The 14,132-nt window shown below is 68.9% G+C and carries 10 protein-coding genes; 5 read left to right on the top strand and 5 right to left on the bottom strand.

What is annotated here, in order from left to right; genetic code table 11:
* The first annotated feature begins 2 nt into the window (after positions 1 to 2).
* The 3 genes from eboE to ACZ7NC_RS04110 all read left to right on the top strand — a co-directional run bounded on the left by eboE (position 3) and on the right by ACZ7NC_RS04110 (position 3,800).
* A complete protein-coding gene (eboE, locus tag ACZ7NC_RS04120) occupies positions 3 to 1,172 on the top strand; it encodes a metabolite traffic protein EboE (protein ID WP_471484698.1) in 1,170 nt (389 codons plus the stop codon).
* Positions 1,169 to 2,623 (top strand): nucleotide pyrophosphatase/phosphodiesterase family protein, encoded by a 1,455-nt coding sequence (locus ACZ7NC_RS04115; protein WP_471484696.1) that lies wholly within the window; start codon positions 1,169 to 1,171, stop codon positions 2,621 to 2,623. The genes eboE and ACZ7NC_RS04115 overlap by 4 nt, the downstream gene beginning before the upstream one ends.
* Before the next feature lie 115 nt (positions 2,624 to 2,738).
* A complete protein-coding gene (locus tag ACZ7NC_RS04110; protein ID WP_471484694.1) occupies positions 2,739 to 3,800 on the top strand; it encodes a sugar phosphate isomerase/epimerase family protein in 1,062 nt (353 codons plus the stop codon).
* Between the two features lie 88 nt (positions 3,801 to 3,888).
* Here the strand turns inward: ACZ7NC_RS04110 and ACZ7NC_RS04105 are convergent, their stop codons facing one another.
* The 5 genes from ACZ7NC_RS04105 to ACZ7NC_RS04085 form a co-directional block, all read right to left on the bottom strand.
* Positions 3,889 to 5,277, bottom strand: coding sequence for an OFA family MFS transporter (locus ACZ7NC_RS04105; RefSeq protein ID WP_471484692.1), 1,389 nt, complete (start codon positions 5,275 to 5,277; stop codon positions 3,889 to 3,891).
* A gap of 1 nt (position 5,278) precedes the next feature.
* Positions 5,279 to 6,667: an OFA family MFS transporter gene (locus ACZ7NC_RS04100; RefSeq protein WP_471484691.1), complete on the bottom strand. Its 1,389-nt coding sequence runs from the start codon at positions 6,665 to 6,667 to the stop codon at positions 5,279 to 5,281.
* Positions 6,668 to 6,788: 121 nt separating this feature from the next.
* Entirely contained in the window at positions 6,789 to 8,933 is a 2,145-nt protein-coding gene (locus ACZ7NC_RS04095) for an acetate--CoA ligase family protein (protein WP_471484922.1), read from the bottom strand.
* Between the two features lie 4 nt (positions 8,934 to 8,937).
* Positions 8,938 to 10,179: a formyl-CoA transferase gene (gene frc, locus ACZ7NC_RS04090; protein WP_471484689.1), complete on the bottom strand. Its 1,242-nt coding sequence runs from the start codon at positions 10,177 to 10,179 to the stop codon at positions 8,938 to 8,940.
* A gap of 10 nt (positions 10,180 to 10,189) precedes the next feature.
* A complete protein-coding gene (locus ACZ7NC_RS04085; RefSeq protein WP_471484687.1) occupies positions 10,190 to 11,872 on the bottom strand; it encodes a thiamine pyrophosphate-binding protein in 1,683 nt (560 codons plus the stop codon).
* A 145-nt stretch (positions 11,873 to 12,017) separates the two neighbouring features.
* Between ACZ7NC_RS04085 and sucC the strand changes: the two genes are divergently transcribed.
* Positions 12,018 to 13,151, top strand: a complete 1,134-nt coding sequence (sucC, locus tag ACZ7NC_RS04080) for an ADP-forming succinate--CoA ligase subunit beta (RefSeq protein ID WP_471484686.1) — start codon at positions 12,018 to 12,020, stop codon at positions 13,149 to 13,151.
* A gap of 14 nt (positions 13,152 to 13,165) precedes the next feature.
* The gene (gene sucD / locus ACZ7NC_RS04075; protein WP_471484685.1) at positions 13,166 to 14,050 is read left to right on the top strand and encodes a succinate--CoA ligase subunit alpha; all 885 of its coding nucleotides are present in this window, start codon (positions 13,166 to 13,168) and stop codon (positions 14,048 to 14,050) included.
* Positions 14,051 to 14,132 lie beyond the last annotated feature (82 nt).

Raw genomic sequence — 14,132 nt, 5'->3', positions numbered from 1 at the left:
CCATGCGCTTCCGCCACCCCGACGGCTCCACCGTCCACCTCGCCTACTGCACCAACGTCCACCCGGCAGAGACCCTCGACGGCGTCCTCGCCCAACTCCGCGACCACTGCGAACCCGTCCGCCGAAGGCTCGGCCGCGACCGTCTCGGCATCGGCCTGTGGCTGGCCAGGGACGCCGCTCACGCCCTGGTCACCGACCCGTCGGCCCTGCGCGGTCTGCGCACCGAACTCGACCGGCGCGGCCTCGAGGTCGTCACCCTCAACGGCTTCCCCTATGAGGGATTCGGCGCCGAGGAAGTCAAGTACCGCGTCTACAAGCCGGACTGGACCGACCCCGAACGCCTCGACCACACCACCGCCCTGGCACGCGTCCTCGCCGGCCTCCTCCCCGACGATGTCACCGAGGGCAGCATCTCCACCCTGCCCCTCGCCTGGCGCACCGCCTACGACGAGCGCAGCGCCGGGACAGCCCGCGGCGCTCTGCTCACCCTCGCCGAACGCCTCGACGCCCTGGCCGAGTTGACCGGCCGCGACATCCGCGTCGGCCTCGAACCCGAACCCGGCTGCATCGTCGAGACCACCGGCGACGCCATCGCCCCGCTCACTGCGATCGGCCACGCCCGCATCGGTATCTGTGTCGACACCTGTCACCTCGCCACCTCCTTCGAAGATCCGCACACCGCCCTGGACGCGCTCACCGACGCACGCGTCCCGATCGTCAAGTCTCAGCTCTCGGCCGCACTGCACGCCGAGCAGCCTCACCTCCCCGAGGTCCGCGACGCCCTCGCCGCCTTCGACGAGCCCCGCTTCCTGCACCAGACCCGCACCGCCACCGCCGCCGGCCTGCGCGGCACCGACGACCTCGGCCAGGCGCTCAAGGGCGACGCCCTGCCCGACGCCTCCCCATGGCGCGCCCACTTCCACGTCCCACTCCACGCGGCCCCCGCCGCGCCTCTCACCTCCACGCTCCCCGTCCTCAGGGCCGCACTGGCCCGGCTCGTCGGCGGCCCGCACCCCCTCACCCGGCATCTGGAGGTCGAGACGTACACCTGGCAGGCCCTCCCGGCCGAACTGCGACCCCGCGCCCGCAGCCAGCTCGCCGACGGCATCGCCGCCGAACTCACCCTCGCCCGCGACCTGTTGACCGACCTCGGCCTCAAGGAGCTGCCATGACCGAGCCACCGGACCCGGCGATCCCGGCAGTCCCGGCCAACCGCCCGGCACCCCGACCGGACTCCACCGTCGCGAGCCGTCCCACCCCGCTCCTCGTCCTGGACGTCGTCGGCCTCACCCCTCGTCTCCTCGACCACATGCCCCACCTCAAGACCCTCGCCCAGTCCGGGTCACAGGCGTCGCTCGGCACCGTTCTGCCCGCCGTCACCTGCGCCGCCCAGTCCACCTTCCTCACCGGCACCCACCCGTCGGAGCACGGCATCGTCGGCAACGGCTGGTACTTCCGCGACCTCGGCGACGTACTCCTGTGGCGCCAGCACAACGGACTCGTCGCCGGCGACAAGCTGTGGGACGCCGCACGTCGTGCCCATCCCGGCTACACCGTCGCCAATATCTGCTGGTGGTACGCCATGGGCGCGGACACCGACATCACCGTCACCCCCCGTCCGATCTACTACTCCGACGGCCGCAAGGAACCCGACTGCTACACGCGCCCGCCCGCCCTGCACGACGAACTCACCGAGAAATTCGGCGCCTTTCCGCTCTTCCACTTCTGGGGCCCCGGCGCGGACCTCGTCTCCAGCCGCTGGATCATCGACGCGACCCGCCACATCATCCGCACCCGGCGCCCCGACCTGACGCTCTGCTACCTCCCGCATCTCGACTACGACCTGCAGCGCTTCGGCCCCGACGATCCGCGCTCACTGAAAGCGGCCGCCGATCTGGACGCGGCCATGGCCCCGCTCCTGGACGACGCCCGGGCGGAAGGCCGAACCGTGGTGGCGCTCTCCGAATACGGCATCACCCGCGCGGACCGCCCCGTGGACATCAACCGGGCGCTGCGCCGTGCAGGGTTGCTGGAGGTGCACACCCAGGACGGCATGGAGTACCTCGATCCGATGGCGTCACGGGCTTTCGCCGTCGCCGACCACCAGATCGCCCACGTCTATGTCCGCCGGCCGGAGGACCTCGACGCGACCCGAGCCGCACTCGACGGACTGCCCGGCATCGAGCAACTCCTCGACGACGAGGGCAAGAAGGCCCACCACCTCGACCATCCGCGCTCCGGCGAGCTCGTCGCCGTGGCGGAGCCGGACGCCTGGTTCACGTACTACTACTGGCTCGACGACGACCGCGCGCCCGACTTCGCGCGCCTTGTCGAGATCCATCGCAAACCCGGCTACGACCCGGTCGAACTCTTCATGGATCCCCTCGACCCCTACGTCAAGGTCAAGGCCGCGACCGCGCTCGCCCGCAAGAAACTCGGCATGCGCTACCGCATGGCGGTCGTGCCCCTGGATCCGTCACCTATTCGCGGCAGCCATGGCCGCCTTCCTGTGAGCGACGACGACGGTCCGCTCCTCATCTGCTCCACCCCCCGCGCTGTCGGCGACCGTGTCGCGGCCACCGATGTGAAGTCACTCCTGCTCCAACTCGCCGGTCTCGGCTGACGGGTCACGGCCGGCACGCAACAGCTCGCCGGTCCCGTCGGCCCGTCTCTTCCGACTGGTCCCCAGTGAAGCACTCACCACTGACAACGGCCTTCGATCTCAAGGAGTTCCAGGCATGAGCCGCTTTTCCCAGACGGACCCCGAACTCACCCACCGCCTCACCAGACGAGGCATGCTCGGGGTCGCGGCGGGCACCACCGCCGCCGCACTGCTGGGCGCCGCCGCAGCCCCCGCGACCGCAGCCCCCGCCAACGCGTCCACCACCGGCACGGCCGCCGGTGGCGCCGGCCGCGGCCGCCCCGTCCTCCCGCCCGGACGCCTCGGCATCCAGCTCTACAGCCTGCGCGACAAGGTCTCCACGCTCGGCTTCGCCCCCGTCTTCGCCGAACTGGAGAAGTACGGCTACGACGAGGTGGAGTTCGCCGGATACACCCAGGGCTCGGCCGGCCCGATCACCCTCGCCCAGCTCAAGCGGCTGGCCCGGAACCACGGCCTGAACCCGATCGGCAGCCACGTCGGCTACTACTCCGACGACCCGGGCGCCTACACCTTCGCCCAGAACCTCACCAAGGTCCTGGACGACGCCCAGGCCCTCGGCCTGAAGCACATAGGCACCGCCTCGGGGCCGTTCCGCTACGGCTCCACCGTCGACGCCTGGAAGCGGGCCGCCGAGGAGTTCAACACCTACGGCGCGGCGGCGAAGGCGCGCGGCATGAAGTTCTACCAGCACAACCACTCCGAGGAGTTCTCCTTCGCCACCGACAACCCCAAGGTCCGTCTCTACGACGTGCTGCTCGCCGAGACCGACCCCGACCTCGTCTATCTGGAGATGGACATCTACTGGGCGTACTCGGGCCAGTTCCGCTTCTCGAAGCGGCCCGACGGCTCACCCGCCCCGTTCGAGCCGCTGGACTACGTCCTCAAGCAGCCGCACCGCTACCCGCTCTTCCACGTCAAGGACGGCGTGAGCGACCCGGGCAACACCTACGGCTACCGCATGGTCGACGTCGGTGACGGCGACATCGACTACCAGCGGTTCATCTCCGCCGTGACGAGAGTGCGCGGGCAGCGGCTCGCCCACCACTGGCAGGCGGAGCACGACAACCCCACCGAGTCCTTCACGTTCGCACGCCGTTCGAGCGAGCACCTGCACTCTCTGCGCGAGAAGGGCTGCTGACGAGCTGCTGACGACCGTACCGATGTGAGGAGGCCCTCCCCGGATCGGGGAGGGCCTCCTCACGTTCGCGACAGGTCACCGCGATGGTTCAACCCGCCGGATGGGGCGTCGCCGTCCGCCCGGGCTGGCGCAGCAGCAGCGCGATCGCGGCCGCCGCCATCGACACGCCGCCGGCCAGCGCGTACGCGCCGTCGTAGCCCCACGCCGCGACGACCATGGAGCCGAGACCGCCGCCGAACAGCCCGCTGACCAGCTTGCCGCTGTAGACGAGGCCGTAGTTGGTCGCGTTGTAGTTCTCCCCGAAGTAGTCCGGGGTGAGCGCCGCGAACAGCGGGTAGAAGGCGCCGCCGCCGAAGCCGGAGAGGAAGGCGAAGACCAGGAACAGCCATTCGCTCCGTATGTCTCCGGCCCAGATCACGCCGAACTGGGCCAGACCCAGTACGACGATCACGAACACCAGCGTCGACTTACGGCCCCAGCGGTCGGACAGCCAGCCCACGACACCGCGGCCGACGCCGTTGATGACCGCCATCACACCCATCGACGACGCCGCGACCAGCGGGCCGAAGCCGACCTCCTTGGCGTAGTCGACCTGGAAGGAGATACCGAAGATCGACACCCCCGCGGTGAGCACGATGGACAGCCACATCAGGGGCAGCATGCCCGTCCTGATCGCCTCCCGGGGTGTGTACTGCTTCACCGCAGGAGGGTTCTTGGCCAGGCTGACCGCGTTCTTCTGGTCGCCCGAGAACGACAGCGGATCGATGTCCGCGGGCCACCAGTTCTTCGGTGGGTCCTTGAAGAAGAACGCGCATCCGAAGACGACGATCATGATGTAGCAGCCGATCAGGTCCAGCACCCGGTGGTAGTTCGCGGTGTCGAACCCGTAGTTGAAGATGAAGATGAACGGCAGCGATCCGTACGCGAACCCGCCGTTGACGAACCCGGTCCGGGCCCCGCGGCGTTCCGGAAACCATTTGCCGACCATGTTGATGCAGGTCGCGTAGACCAGGCCGGCCCCGATGCCGCCGATGACACCGAAGCCGAGGATCGCCAGCAGGACGTTGTTCAGGTGCGAGAGAGCGAGGAACCCCAGCAGGCACATGCCGGAGCCCAGGTACATGGCCCTGCGGGCCGTCAGGATGCCCTTCTCACGCAGCCAGCCCGCCGGGAAGGCGACACCGGCCTGGAAGAACACCCAGACGCTGAGGATCCAGAAGGTGTTGCTCTGCGTCCAGTCGTGCGCGTGGGACAGGGTGTCCTCCGCGGAGCCGTACGCGTATTCGAAGACGCTGATGGCCATCATGGCGATCCACGGGAGATACACCATGATCTTGCGCGAGTGGCCGAGGATGTCCCGGTCGGTCTCGCCGACGCGGTAGACGCGCCCGCGCGCGTCGGTCACCTCACGGTAGGGACGGTGTGCGGCGTCGGAGTGTGCGGACGAACTGCTTGCTGCGTACGGATCTGCCGTCATGTCAGGCCATGTCCTCGCCGAGCGGTTGCGGGTTGGGAGTGATGCGGCTCGTTTCCTTGTCGCGTCCCGGAGGGCTGAGGAACAGCGCCACACAGCCGGCGAAGAGCGAGATCGAACCGGCCAGGATGAAGGCACCGGAGTGACCCCAGGCGCTGACGACCACGGCGCCCATGCCCGCGCCCAGACCGGAGACGAGCTTGGCGCTGTAGACCATGCCGTAGTTGGACGCGTTGTTGTTCTCACCGAAGTAGTCGGCGGTGAGGGCCGCGAACATCGGGAAGATGGCGCCGCCGCCGAAGCCGGAGATCGCGGAGAAGATCAGGAACAGGGTGAGGTTCTTGCTCTCGGCCGACCAGAGGATGCCGTACTGGGCGAGGCCCAGGATGACGCACACGGCGAGCAGGCACCGCTTGCGGCCGTACAGGTCGGAGAGCCAGCCGATGACACCGCGGCCGGTGCCGTTGACGATCGCCTTCAGGGACATGGCCGTGGCCACGATCCCGCCCGCGAATCCGGCTTCCTCACCGATGTCCACCTGGAACGCGATTCCGAAGATGTTCACGCCGGACGTGCACGCCAGGCAGAACCACATCAGGGCCACCCGGCCGGTCTGCCACGCCTCCTTGGGAGAGTACTGGCGGACCGCCGGGGGGTTCATCCGCAGCGAGCGGGCCGCGCGCGGGTCCTTCGGCGGGTTCAGCGGGTCGATCGTGGCGGGCCACCAGTTCTTCGGCGGGTCCCGGAAGAAGTAGCCGGAGAACGCGACGATTCCGGCGAGGAAGACGCCGACCGAGACCAGCACCCAACGGAAGTTGGTGAGGTCCATGTAGCCGGTGAAGAGGAAGACGAAGGGCACCGAACCATAGGCGAAACCACCGTTGACGAAACCGGTCTTGCCGCCCTTCCGCTCCGGATACCACTTGCCCACCATGTTGACGCAGGTGGCGTACACCATGCCCGCGCCCATGCCGCTGAACATGCTGAAGCCGATGTAGGCGAAGACCACGTGCGGCGCGAAGGCCAGCGACAGATAACCCATCAAGGTGCCCGCCGCGCCGCACATCATCGCCCAGCGGGCCGGCAGCTTTCCGCTCTCACGCAGCTTGCCCGCGGGGAAGGCCACCGCGGCCTGGAAGAAGACCCACACGGTCATCATCCAGAAGATGTGCATGCTGTTCCAGTGATGCGCCGTATGGAGGGTGTCCTCGGCGGACGCGAACGCGTACTCGGCGGAGGAGATGCCCATCATGCCGATCCAGGGCAGGATCACCATCCACTTGCGCTTGCGACCCATGATGTCGATGTCGGACTCGCCGATGCGGAAGACGCGTCCGTTCTTGTCGGTCACCTCGCGATAGGCGGCGACCCGTGGAACGTCGGTGGTTGTCACGTTGGTTGCACCCCTTGCGTCGAAAGTTCTGGCCAGCGCCCCCTGTCCAATGCCTTTCGTGCGCGCGCGGGTCCCGGGGCCGGCCGACGCGCACCGTCGGCCGGCCCCCCGCTGCCTCACCTCATGAACCGCCCCCCAACAGTCCCGCCGCCCGCGCCCACCGGTACTTGGCACCCAGCACGGCCACCGGCTTCTCGGTCGTGTACGGGTACGCCACGACCCCCCGCTCGTACAGGTACTGGCAGGCCTCCTCGACCTCCACGTCACCCGCGAGCGACGCGACGACGGGCTTCTCTATGCCGCGCTCACGGAACTCGGCCACCACGCGCGCGGTGAGCTCCGCGAAGACCATCGGGGGAGTGACGATCGTGTGCCAGTAGCCGAGGACGAGCGAGTGGATGCGCGGGTCCTCCAGGCCGAGCCGGATCGTCGCCTCGTACGTCGACGGCGGCTCGCCACCCGTGATGTCCACCGGGTTGCCCGCGGCCCCGAAGGGCGGGATGAACCTGCGGAAGGCCTCGTCCATGTCCGGCGGGATCTCCATCAGGGACAGGCCGTTGTCGGTGACCGCGTCCGACAGCAGTACGCCGCTTCCGCCGGCCCCGGTGATGATCACGACGTTGTCGCCCTTGGGAGTGGGAAGCACCGGCAACGCGCGCGCGTACTCCAGCATTTCGTTCAGCCCGGGCGCCCGGATGACACCGGCCTGCTTGAGGATGTCCTCGTACACGGCGTCGTCGCCGGCGAGGGCTCCGGTGTGCGACCCTGCGGCCTTGGCCCCGGCCGCCGTACGGCCCGCCTTGAGGACCACGACCGGTTTCTTCGGTACGGTCGCCCGCGCGGCCTCGACGAAGGCGCGTCCGTCCTTGAGGTCCTCCAGGTGCATCGCGATGCACTCGGTGTGCGGGTCCTCGCCGAACCAGGTCAGCAGGTCGTCCTCGTCCAGGTCCGACTTGTTGCCCAGACCGACGATCGCCGACACACCCGTCTTGGTGGTCCGCGCGAAGCCCAGGATGGCCATCCCGATGCCGCCGGACTGCGAGGTCAGCGCCACCCCGCCCTTGACGTCGTACGGGGTGCAGAACGTGGCGCACAGGTCCTGCCACGTCGAGTAGTAGCCGTAGATGTTCGGGCCGAGCAACCGGACGCCGTACCGCTCGGCGATGGCCACGATCTCGTCCTGGAGCTCGTGCTCACCGGTCTCCGCGAACCCGGAGGGGATCAGCACGGCGTTGGGGATCCCCTTGCGTCCCACCTCCTCCAGGGCCGAGGCCACGAACTTGGCGGGGATAGCGAAGACCGCCACATCCACCTCACCGGGAACGTCCGTGACACTCTTGTACGCCTTGCGGCCCAGAATGTCATCGGCCTTGGGGTTCACCGGATGGATGTCCCCGGCGAAGCCACCGTCGATGAGGTTGCGCATGACCGAATTGCCGATCTTGCCCTGCTCGTTGGAGGCGCCGATGACGGCGACCGCCGACGGCTGCATCAGGCGGCGCATGGAGGTGAGGATCTCGTCGCGCGAGTAGCGGCGGCGTGGCTTCGCGGGCGCTTCGGAGAGGATCACGCGGATGTCGGCTGCGACCGCGCCCTCCGCCGTCGCGATCACCGGGTTGAGGTCCACCTCGGCGATCTCCGGGAAGTCCGCGACCAGTTGCGAGACCCGCCGGATCTGCTCGGCGACCGCCCACCGGTCCACGGCCGCCTGGCCGCGCACCCCGCGCAGGATCTCCGCGGCCCGGATCGAGTCCAGCATGGACAGCGCCTCGTCGGCGGTCACGGGCGCGAGCCGGAAGGTGACGTCCTTGAGGACCTCGACGAGCACTCCGCCGAGCCCGAAGGCGACGACCTTGCCGAACGTCGGGTCGGTCACCGCGCCGACGATGACCTCCTGCCCCTGCGGGAGCAGTTCCTGCACCTGCACGCCTTCGATGCGGGCATCCGCGTTGTAGGCACGCGCGTTGTCGACGATCTTGTGGAACGCGGCCCGTACGTCCGTCGCGCCCTCGACACCGACGATCACGCCGCCCGCGTCGGTCTTGTGGAGGATGTCCGGCGAGACGATCTTCATCACCACGGGCCCGCCGAAGCGCGCCGCGTACGCCACCGCCTCGTCGACGTCGGTGGCGAGCTCCTCGCCCGGTACGGCGATCCCGTACGCGTCGGCGATCACCTTGCCCTCGGGCGCGGTCAGCGCCGTGCGTCCCTCGGCTCGCACGGAGTCGAGGAGAGTCCGCACCCTCAGGACGCGGTCTTCGGCCATCACGTCAGATCACTCCGTTCGACTTGAGCAGGCGCAGTTCCTCGTCGCCGAGGCCGAGCTCGCCGATGTAGACCTCTTCGTTGTGCTGGCCGAGCAGCGGTGAACTGCTCACCTCGACGGGGGAGTCGGAGAGCTTGAGCGGACTGCCGACCGTCACGAAGTCGCCCCGCTCGGGGTGCGGCACGGTGACGACCATCTCGTTGGCGACCAGCGAGGAGTCCTCGATGATCTCCTTGGTGGACAGGATCGGCCCGCACGGGATGTTGTGCGCGTTGAGCCGCTCCAGCACCTCCCACTTGGGCAGGGTCGAGGACCACTCCTCGATCAGCTGGAACATCTTGTTGAGCTTGGGCAGCCGCGCCTCCGGCGTCGCCCACTCGGGGTCGTCTGCGAGTTCGGGCCGGCCGATGAGCTCGCTGATCGGCTGCCAGCCGACGGGCTGCACGATGACGTACACGTAGTCGTTCGGGCCGCCCGGCGCGCACTTGACCGCCCAGCCGGGCTGACCACCGCCGGACGCGTTTCCCGAGCGGGGAACTTCCGTGCCGAAGTCCTCGTTCGGATATTCAGCAAGCGGCCCATGTGCCAGGCGTTGCTGGTCCCGCAGCTTCACCCGGCACAGGTTGAGTACAGCGTGCTGCATGGCCACGTTGACCCGCTGCCCACGCCCGGTGTTCTCGCGCTGGAACAGCGCCGCGAGAATCCCTGCGACGGCGTGCACACCCGTGCCCGAGTCCCCGATCTGGGCTCCGGTCGCCAGCGGCGGCCCGTCCTCGAAACCGGTGGTCGACATCGACCCGCCCATGGCCTGCGCGACGACCTCGTACGCCTTGAAGTTGGTGTACGGGCCATCGCCGAACCCCTTGATGGAGGCATAGACGATACGCGGATTGATCTCCTGGATGCGGTCCCAGGTGAAGCCCATCCGGTCGACCGCGCCCGGTCCGAAGTTCTCGACCATGACGTCGGAGCGCCGGATCAGCTCGGTGAGGATCTCCTTGCCGCGCTCGGTCTTGGTGTTGAGGGTGATGCTCCGCTTGTTGCAGTTGAGCATCGTGAAATAGAGGGAGTCGACGTCCGGGAGGTCGCGCAACTGCTTGCGCGTGATGTCTCCGGTCGGCGCCTCCAGCTTGACGACGTCCGCGCCGAGCCAGGCGAGCAGCTGGGTCGCGGAGGGACCGGACTGGACATGGGTCATGTCCAGGACGCGGATGCCTTCGAGAGCCTTGGTCGGCGTTCCAGTCATGGAGGCCACCTCACTTGTACATGGTCTGGTTCATGGTTCCGGGGGCGTACGCGTCCGGGTCGACCCAGACGTTGATCAGCGACGGCTTCCCGGACTTGCGGGCGCGCCGCAGCGCGGGGCCGATGTCGGCGGGGTCACGGACCTCCTCGCCGTAACCGCCCAGCATCTGCGCGAACTTGTCGTAGTGGACGTCGCCGAGGGTGTTGCCGACCCGCTCGCGCTCCAGGCCGTACTTCTGGGCCTGGCCGTAGCGGATCTGGTTCATGGAGGAGTTGTTGCCGACGATGCCGACGAAGGGGAGGTCGTAGCGGACGAGAGTCTCGAAGTCCCAGCCGGTGAGGGAGAACGCGCCGTCGCCGAACAGCGCGACGACCTCCTTGTCCGGTCGCGCCTGCTTGGCCGCGAGCACGAACGGCACCCCGACGCCGAGCGTGCCGAGGGGGCCCGGGTCCATCCAGTGCCCGGGCGACTTGGGCTGCACGACCTGACCGGAGAAGGTGACGATGTCGCCGCCGTCGCCGATGTAGATCGAGTCCTCGGTGAGGAAGTCGTTGATCTCGCTGACCAGCCGGTACGGGTGGATCGGCGAGGCGTCCGACTTCAGGCTCGGCAGCCGCTTCTCCAGAGCGGTCTGCTCGGCCGCGCGCAGCTCGTCGAGCCACTCCTTGCGCTTCGACGCGCCCCCGTTGACCCGACCGGAGGCCGCATCGGTCACCGACTTCAGCACCAGCCCGGCGTCGCCCACGATCCCGAGGTCGATGTCGCGGTTCTTGCCGACGGTGCGGTAGTCGAGGTCGATCTGCACGACGGTCGCGTCCGGCGACAGCCGCTTTCCGTAGCCCATGCGGAAGTCGAAGGGCGTGCCGACGATGACGATGACGTCGGCGTTCGAGAAGGCGTACCGGCGTGACAGCTGGAAGTGGTGCGGGTCGCCGGGCGGGAGGGTGCCGCGTCCGGCGCCGTTCATGTAGGCGGGGATGTTGAGGGTGCGGACGAGTTCGATGGCCGCCTCGGTGCCGCGGGTCGTCCACACCTGGCTGCCGAGCAGGATGGCCGGCTTCTCGGCGTGGACCAACAGGTCGGCGAGCTTCTCGATGGCCTCGGGGTCGCCGGCCGAGCGGGTGGAGGCACGGTAGGCGCCCTCCTTGGGCACGCGCGCCTTGCTCACCGGCACCTTGGCGTCGAGGACGTCGCGCGGGATCTCCAGGAAGGAGGGCCCGGGTGCACCGTGGTAGCACTCGCGGAACGCCATCGACACCATGTCCGCCGCGCGCGCCGTGTCCGGCACGGCCGCCGCGAACTTGGTGATCGGCGTCATCATGTCGACGTGCGGCAGGTCCTGAAGGGACCCCATCTTGTGCTGGGTGAGGGCGCCCTGGCCGCCGATGAGCAGCATCGGTGACTCGGCGCGGAAGGCGTTCGCGACACCGGTGACGGCGTCGGTGGTGCCGGGGCCCGCGGTGACGACCGCGCAACCGGGCTTGCCGGTGATGCGGGCGTAACCGTCGGCGGCGTGGGCGGCGACCTGCTCGTGGCGGACGTCGACGACCTCGATGCCCTCGTCTACGCAGCCGTCGTAGATGTCGATGATGTGGCCGCCGCACAAGGTGTAGATGCGGTCGACCCCCTCGGCCTTCAGAGCCTTGGCAACGAGATGACCACCGGAAATGACGTCCTGGGTGTCGTCGGGCATGGCGAAGTCCTGTCCCTTCGTAGGGGGTTGGAGCGGCTCTCGCGGTACATTGCATACAGTCGACGAATACTGTATGAACCTTGTTATCCCGCATCCAGTGGGTGGTGTCCAGGGAGCGTGCGGCACTTTTGAGTCAGGAGCCGGAATGGACCTGTACGAACACCAGGCAAGGGAACTCTTCGAGGAACACGGCATCTTGGTGCCGCGGGCGGAGGTGACGGACTCACCCAAGGAGGCCCGCGAGATCGCACGCCGACTCGGCGGCCGTGTCGTGGTAAAGGCGCAGGTGAAGACCGGTGGCCGTGGCAAGGCGGGCGGTGTGAAGCTCGCCGCGGACCCCGCGTCCGCCGAGATCACGGCACGCCAGATCCTAGGCATGGACATCAAGGGCCACACGGTCGGCAAGGTGATGCTGGCCCAACCCGTGGACATCGAGGCCGAGTTCTACGTGGCCTATGTGCTCGACCGAGCGGCCGGCGGTTTCCTCGCCATCGCCTCGGCGGAAGGCGGCATGGAGATCGAGGAGGTCGCCGCCGGCCGGCCGGACGCCGTGGCGCGCATCCCGATCGACCCGGCCGAGGGCGTCACCTCCGCGAAGGCGGGCGAGATCGCCGAGGCGGCCGGACTGCCGCCGCAAACGGTCGACGTCCTCGTACGGCTGTGGGAGGTGCTGGTCCGCGAGGACGCCCTGCTGGTCGAGGTGAACCCGCTCGTCCGCACCGCGCAGGGGCAGATCCTCGCCCTCGACGGCAAGGTCACCCTCGACGACAACGCCCGTTTCCGGCAGGCGCGCTGGGGCGCCGACGGCGTGGAGCACGACGACGCGCTGGAGGCGGCGGCCGCCGCCAAGGGCCTCAACTACGTCAAGCTCGACGGCGAGGTCGGCATCATCGGCAACGGCGCGGGCCTCGTCATGTCGACGCTGGACGTCGTCGCGGGCTGCGGCGCCCGTCCCGCCAACTTCCTCGACATCGGCGGCGGGGCATCGGCCCAGATCATGGCCGACGGCCTCGCCGTCATCCTCTCCGACCCGGCCGTGAAGTCGGTCTTCGTCAACGTCTTCGGCGGGATCACCGCGTGCGACGCGGTCGCCGACGGCATCGTGCGGGCCCTGGACAGCGTCCAGTTGACCAAGCCGCTCGTCGTCCGCCTCGACGGCAACAACGCCGCCCGAGGCCGCGCCATCCTCGACGACCATGCCCACCCGTTGGTCCAGCAGGCCACCACCATGGACGGCGCCGCACAGCGGGCCGCCCAACTCGCCGCCACCACAGCCTGAGGAGACATGACGACATGGCCATCTACCTCACCAAGGAGAGCAAGGTCCTCGTCCAGGGCATGACCGGCGGCGAGGGCATGAAGCACACCCGGCGCATGCTCGCCGCCGGCACCAACGTCGTCGGCGGCGTCAACCCGCGCAAGGCGGGCCGAACCGTCGACTTCGACGACCGTGCCGTCCCCGTGTTCGGCTCGGTGGCCGAGGGCATGCGCGCGACCGGCGCCGATGTGACCGTCGTCTTCGTGCCGCCCGCCTTCGCCAAGGCGGCGGTCGTCGAGGCCGCCGACGCCGGCATCGCACTCGCCGTCGTGATCACGGAGGGCATCCCGGTCCACGACTCGGTCGCCTTCACCTCGTATGCGAAGGCCAAGGGCACCCGCATCGTCGGCCCCAACTGCCCCGGCCTGATCACCCCCGGCCAGTCCAACGCGGGCATCATCCCGCCCGACATCACCAAGCCCGGCCGTATCGGACTGGTCTCCAAGTCCGGCACGCTCACCTACCAACTGATGTACGAACTCCGCGACATCGGCTTCTCGACCTGCGTGGGCATCGGCGGCGACCCGGTCGTCGGCACGACCCACATCGACTGCCTGGCCGCCTTCCAGGACGACCCCGACACCGAACTCATCGTCCTCATCGGAGAGATCGGCGGTGACGCCGAGGAACGCGCGGCCGCTTTCATCCGCGACCACGTCACCAAGCCGGTCGTCGGCTACATCGCCGGATTCACCGCCCCCGAGGGCAAGACGATGGGGCACGCGGGCGCGATCGTGTCCGGCTCGTCGGGCACGGCGGCGGCGAAGAAGGCGGCGCTGGAGGCCGTGGGGGTACGGGTCGGCGACACGCCCACCGAGACCGCGCGCCTGGTGCTGGACCGCCTCGACTCGGAGGCGTGACGTCACTCATAGTCCACGCGAGGTCACTTTCGGGTGTGCCCGTGCCTCGCTAACTTCCGTCGGAGCCATCAACAACCGCCCC

Source organism: Streptomyces sp. NPDC111802, assembly GCF_055634335.1.
This window is presented reverse-complemented; position numbering and strand designations above follow the sequence as displayed.

Excerpts from the sequence above, each read along its gene's own strand:
- ACZ7NC_RS04105 (WP_471484692.1), bottom strand. The coding sequence starts at position 5,277 with ATGACGGCAGATCCGTACGCAGCAAGCAGTTCGTCCGCACACTCCGAC.
- eboE (WP_471484698.1), top strand. The coding sequence starts at position 3 with ATGCGCTTCCGCCACCCCGACGGCTCCACCGTCCACCTCGCCTACTGC.
- ACZ7NC_RS04115 (WP_471484696.1), top strand. The coding sequence starts at position 1,169 with ATGACCGAGCCACCGGACCCGGCGATCCCGGCAGTCCCGGCCAACCGC.
- sucD (WP_471484685.1), top strand. The coding sequence starts at position 13,166 with ATGGCCATCTACCTCACCAAGGAGAGCAAGGTCCTCGTCCAGGGCATG.
- ACZ7NC_RS04095 (WP_471484922.1), bottom strand. The coding sequence starts at position 8,933 with ATGGCCGAAGACCGCGTCCTGAGGGTGCGGACTCTCCTCGACTCCGTG.
- ACZ7NC_RS04085 (WP_471484687.1), bottom strand. The coding sequence starts at position 11,872 with ATGCCCGACGACACCCAGGACGTCATTTCCGGTGGTCATCTCGTTGCC.
- ACZ7NC_RS04110 (WP_471484694.1), top strand. The coding sequence starts at position 2,739 with ATGAGCCGCTTTTCCCAGACGGACCCCGAACTCACCCACCGCCTCACC.
- sucC (WP_471484686.1), top strand. The coding sequence starts at position 12,018 with ATGGACCTGTACGAACACCAGGCAAGGGAACTCTTCGAGGAACACGGC.
- frc (WP_471484689.1), bottom strand. The coding sequence starts at position 10,179 with ATGACTGGAACGCCGACCAAGGCTCTCGAAGGCATCCGCGTCCTGGAC.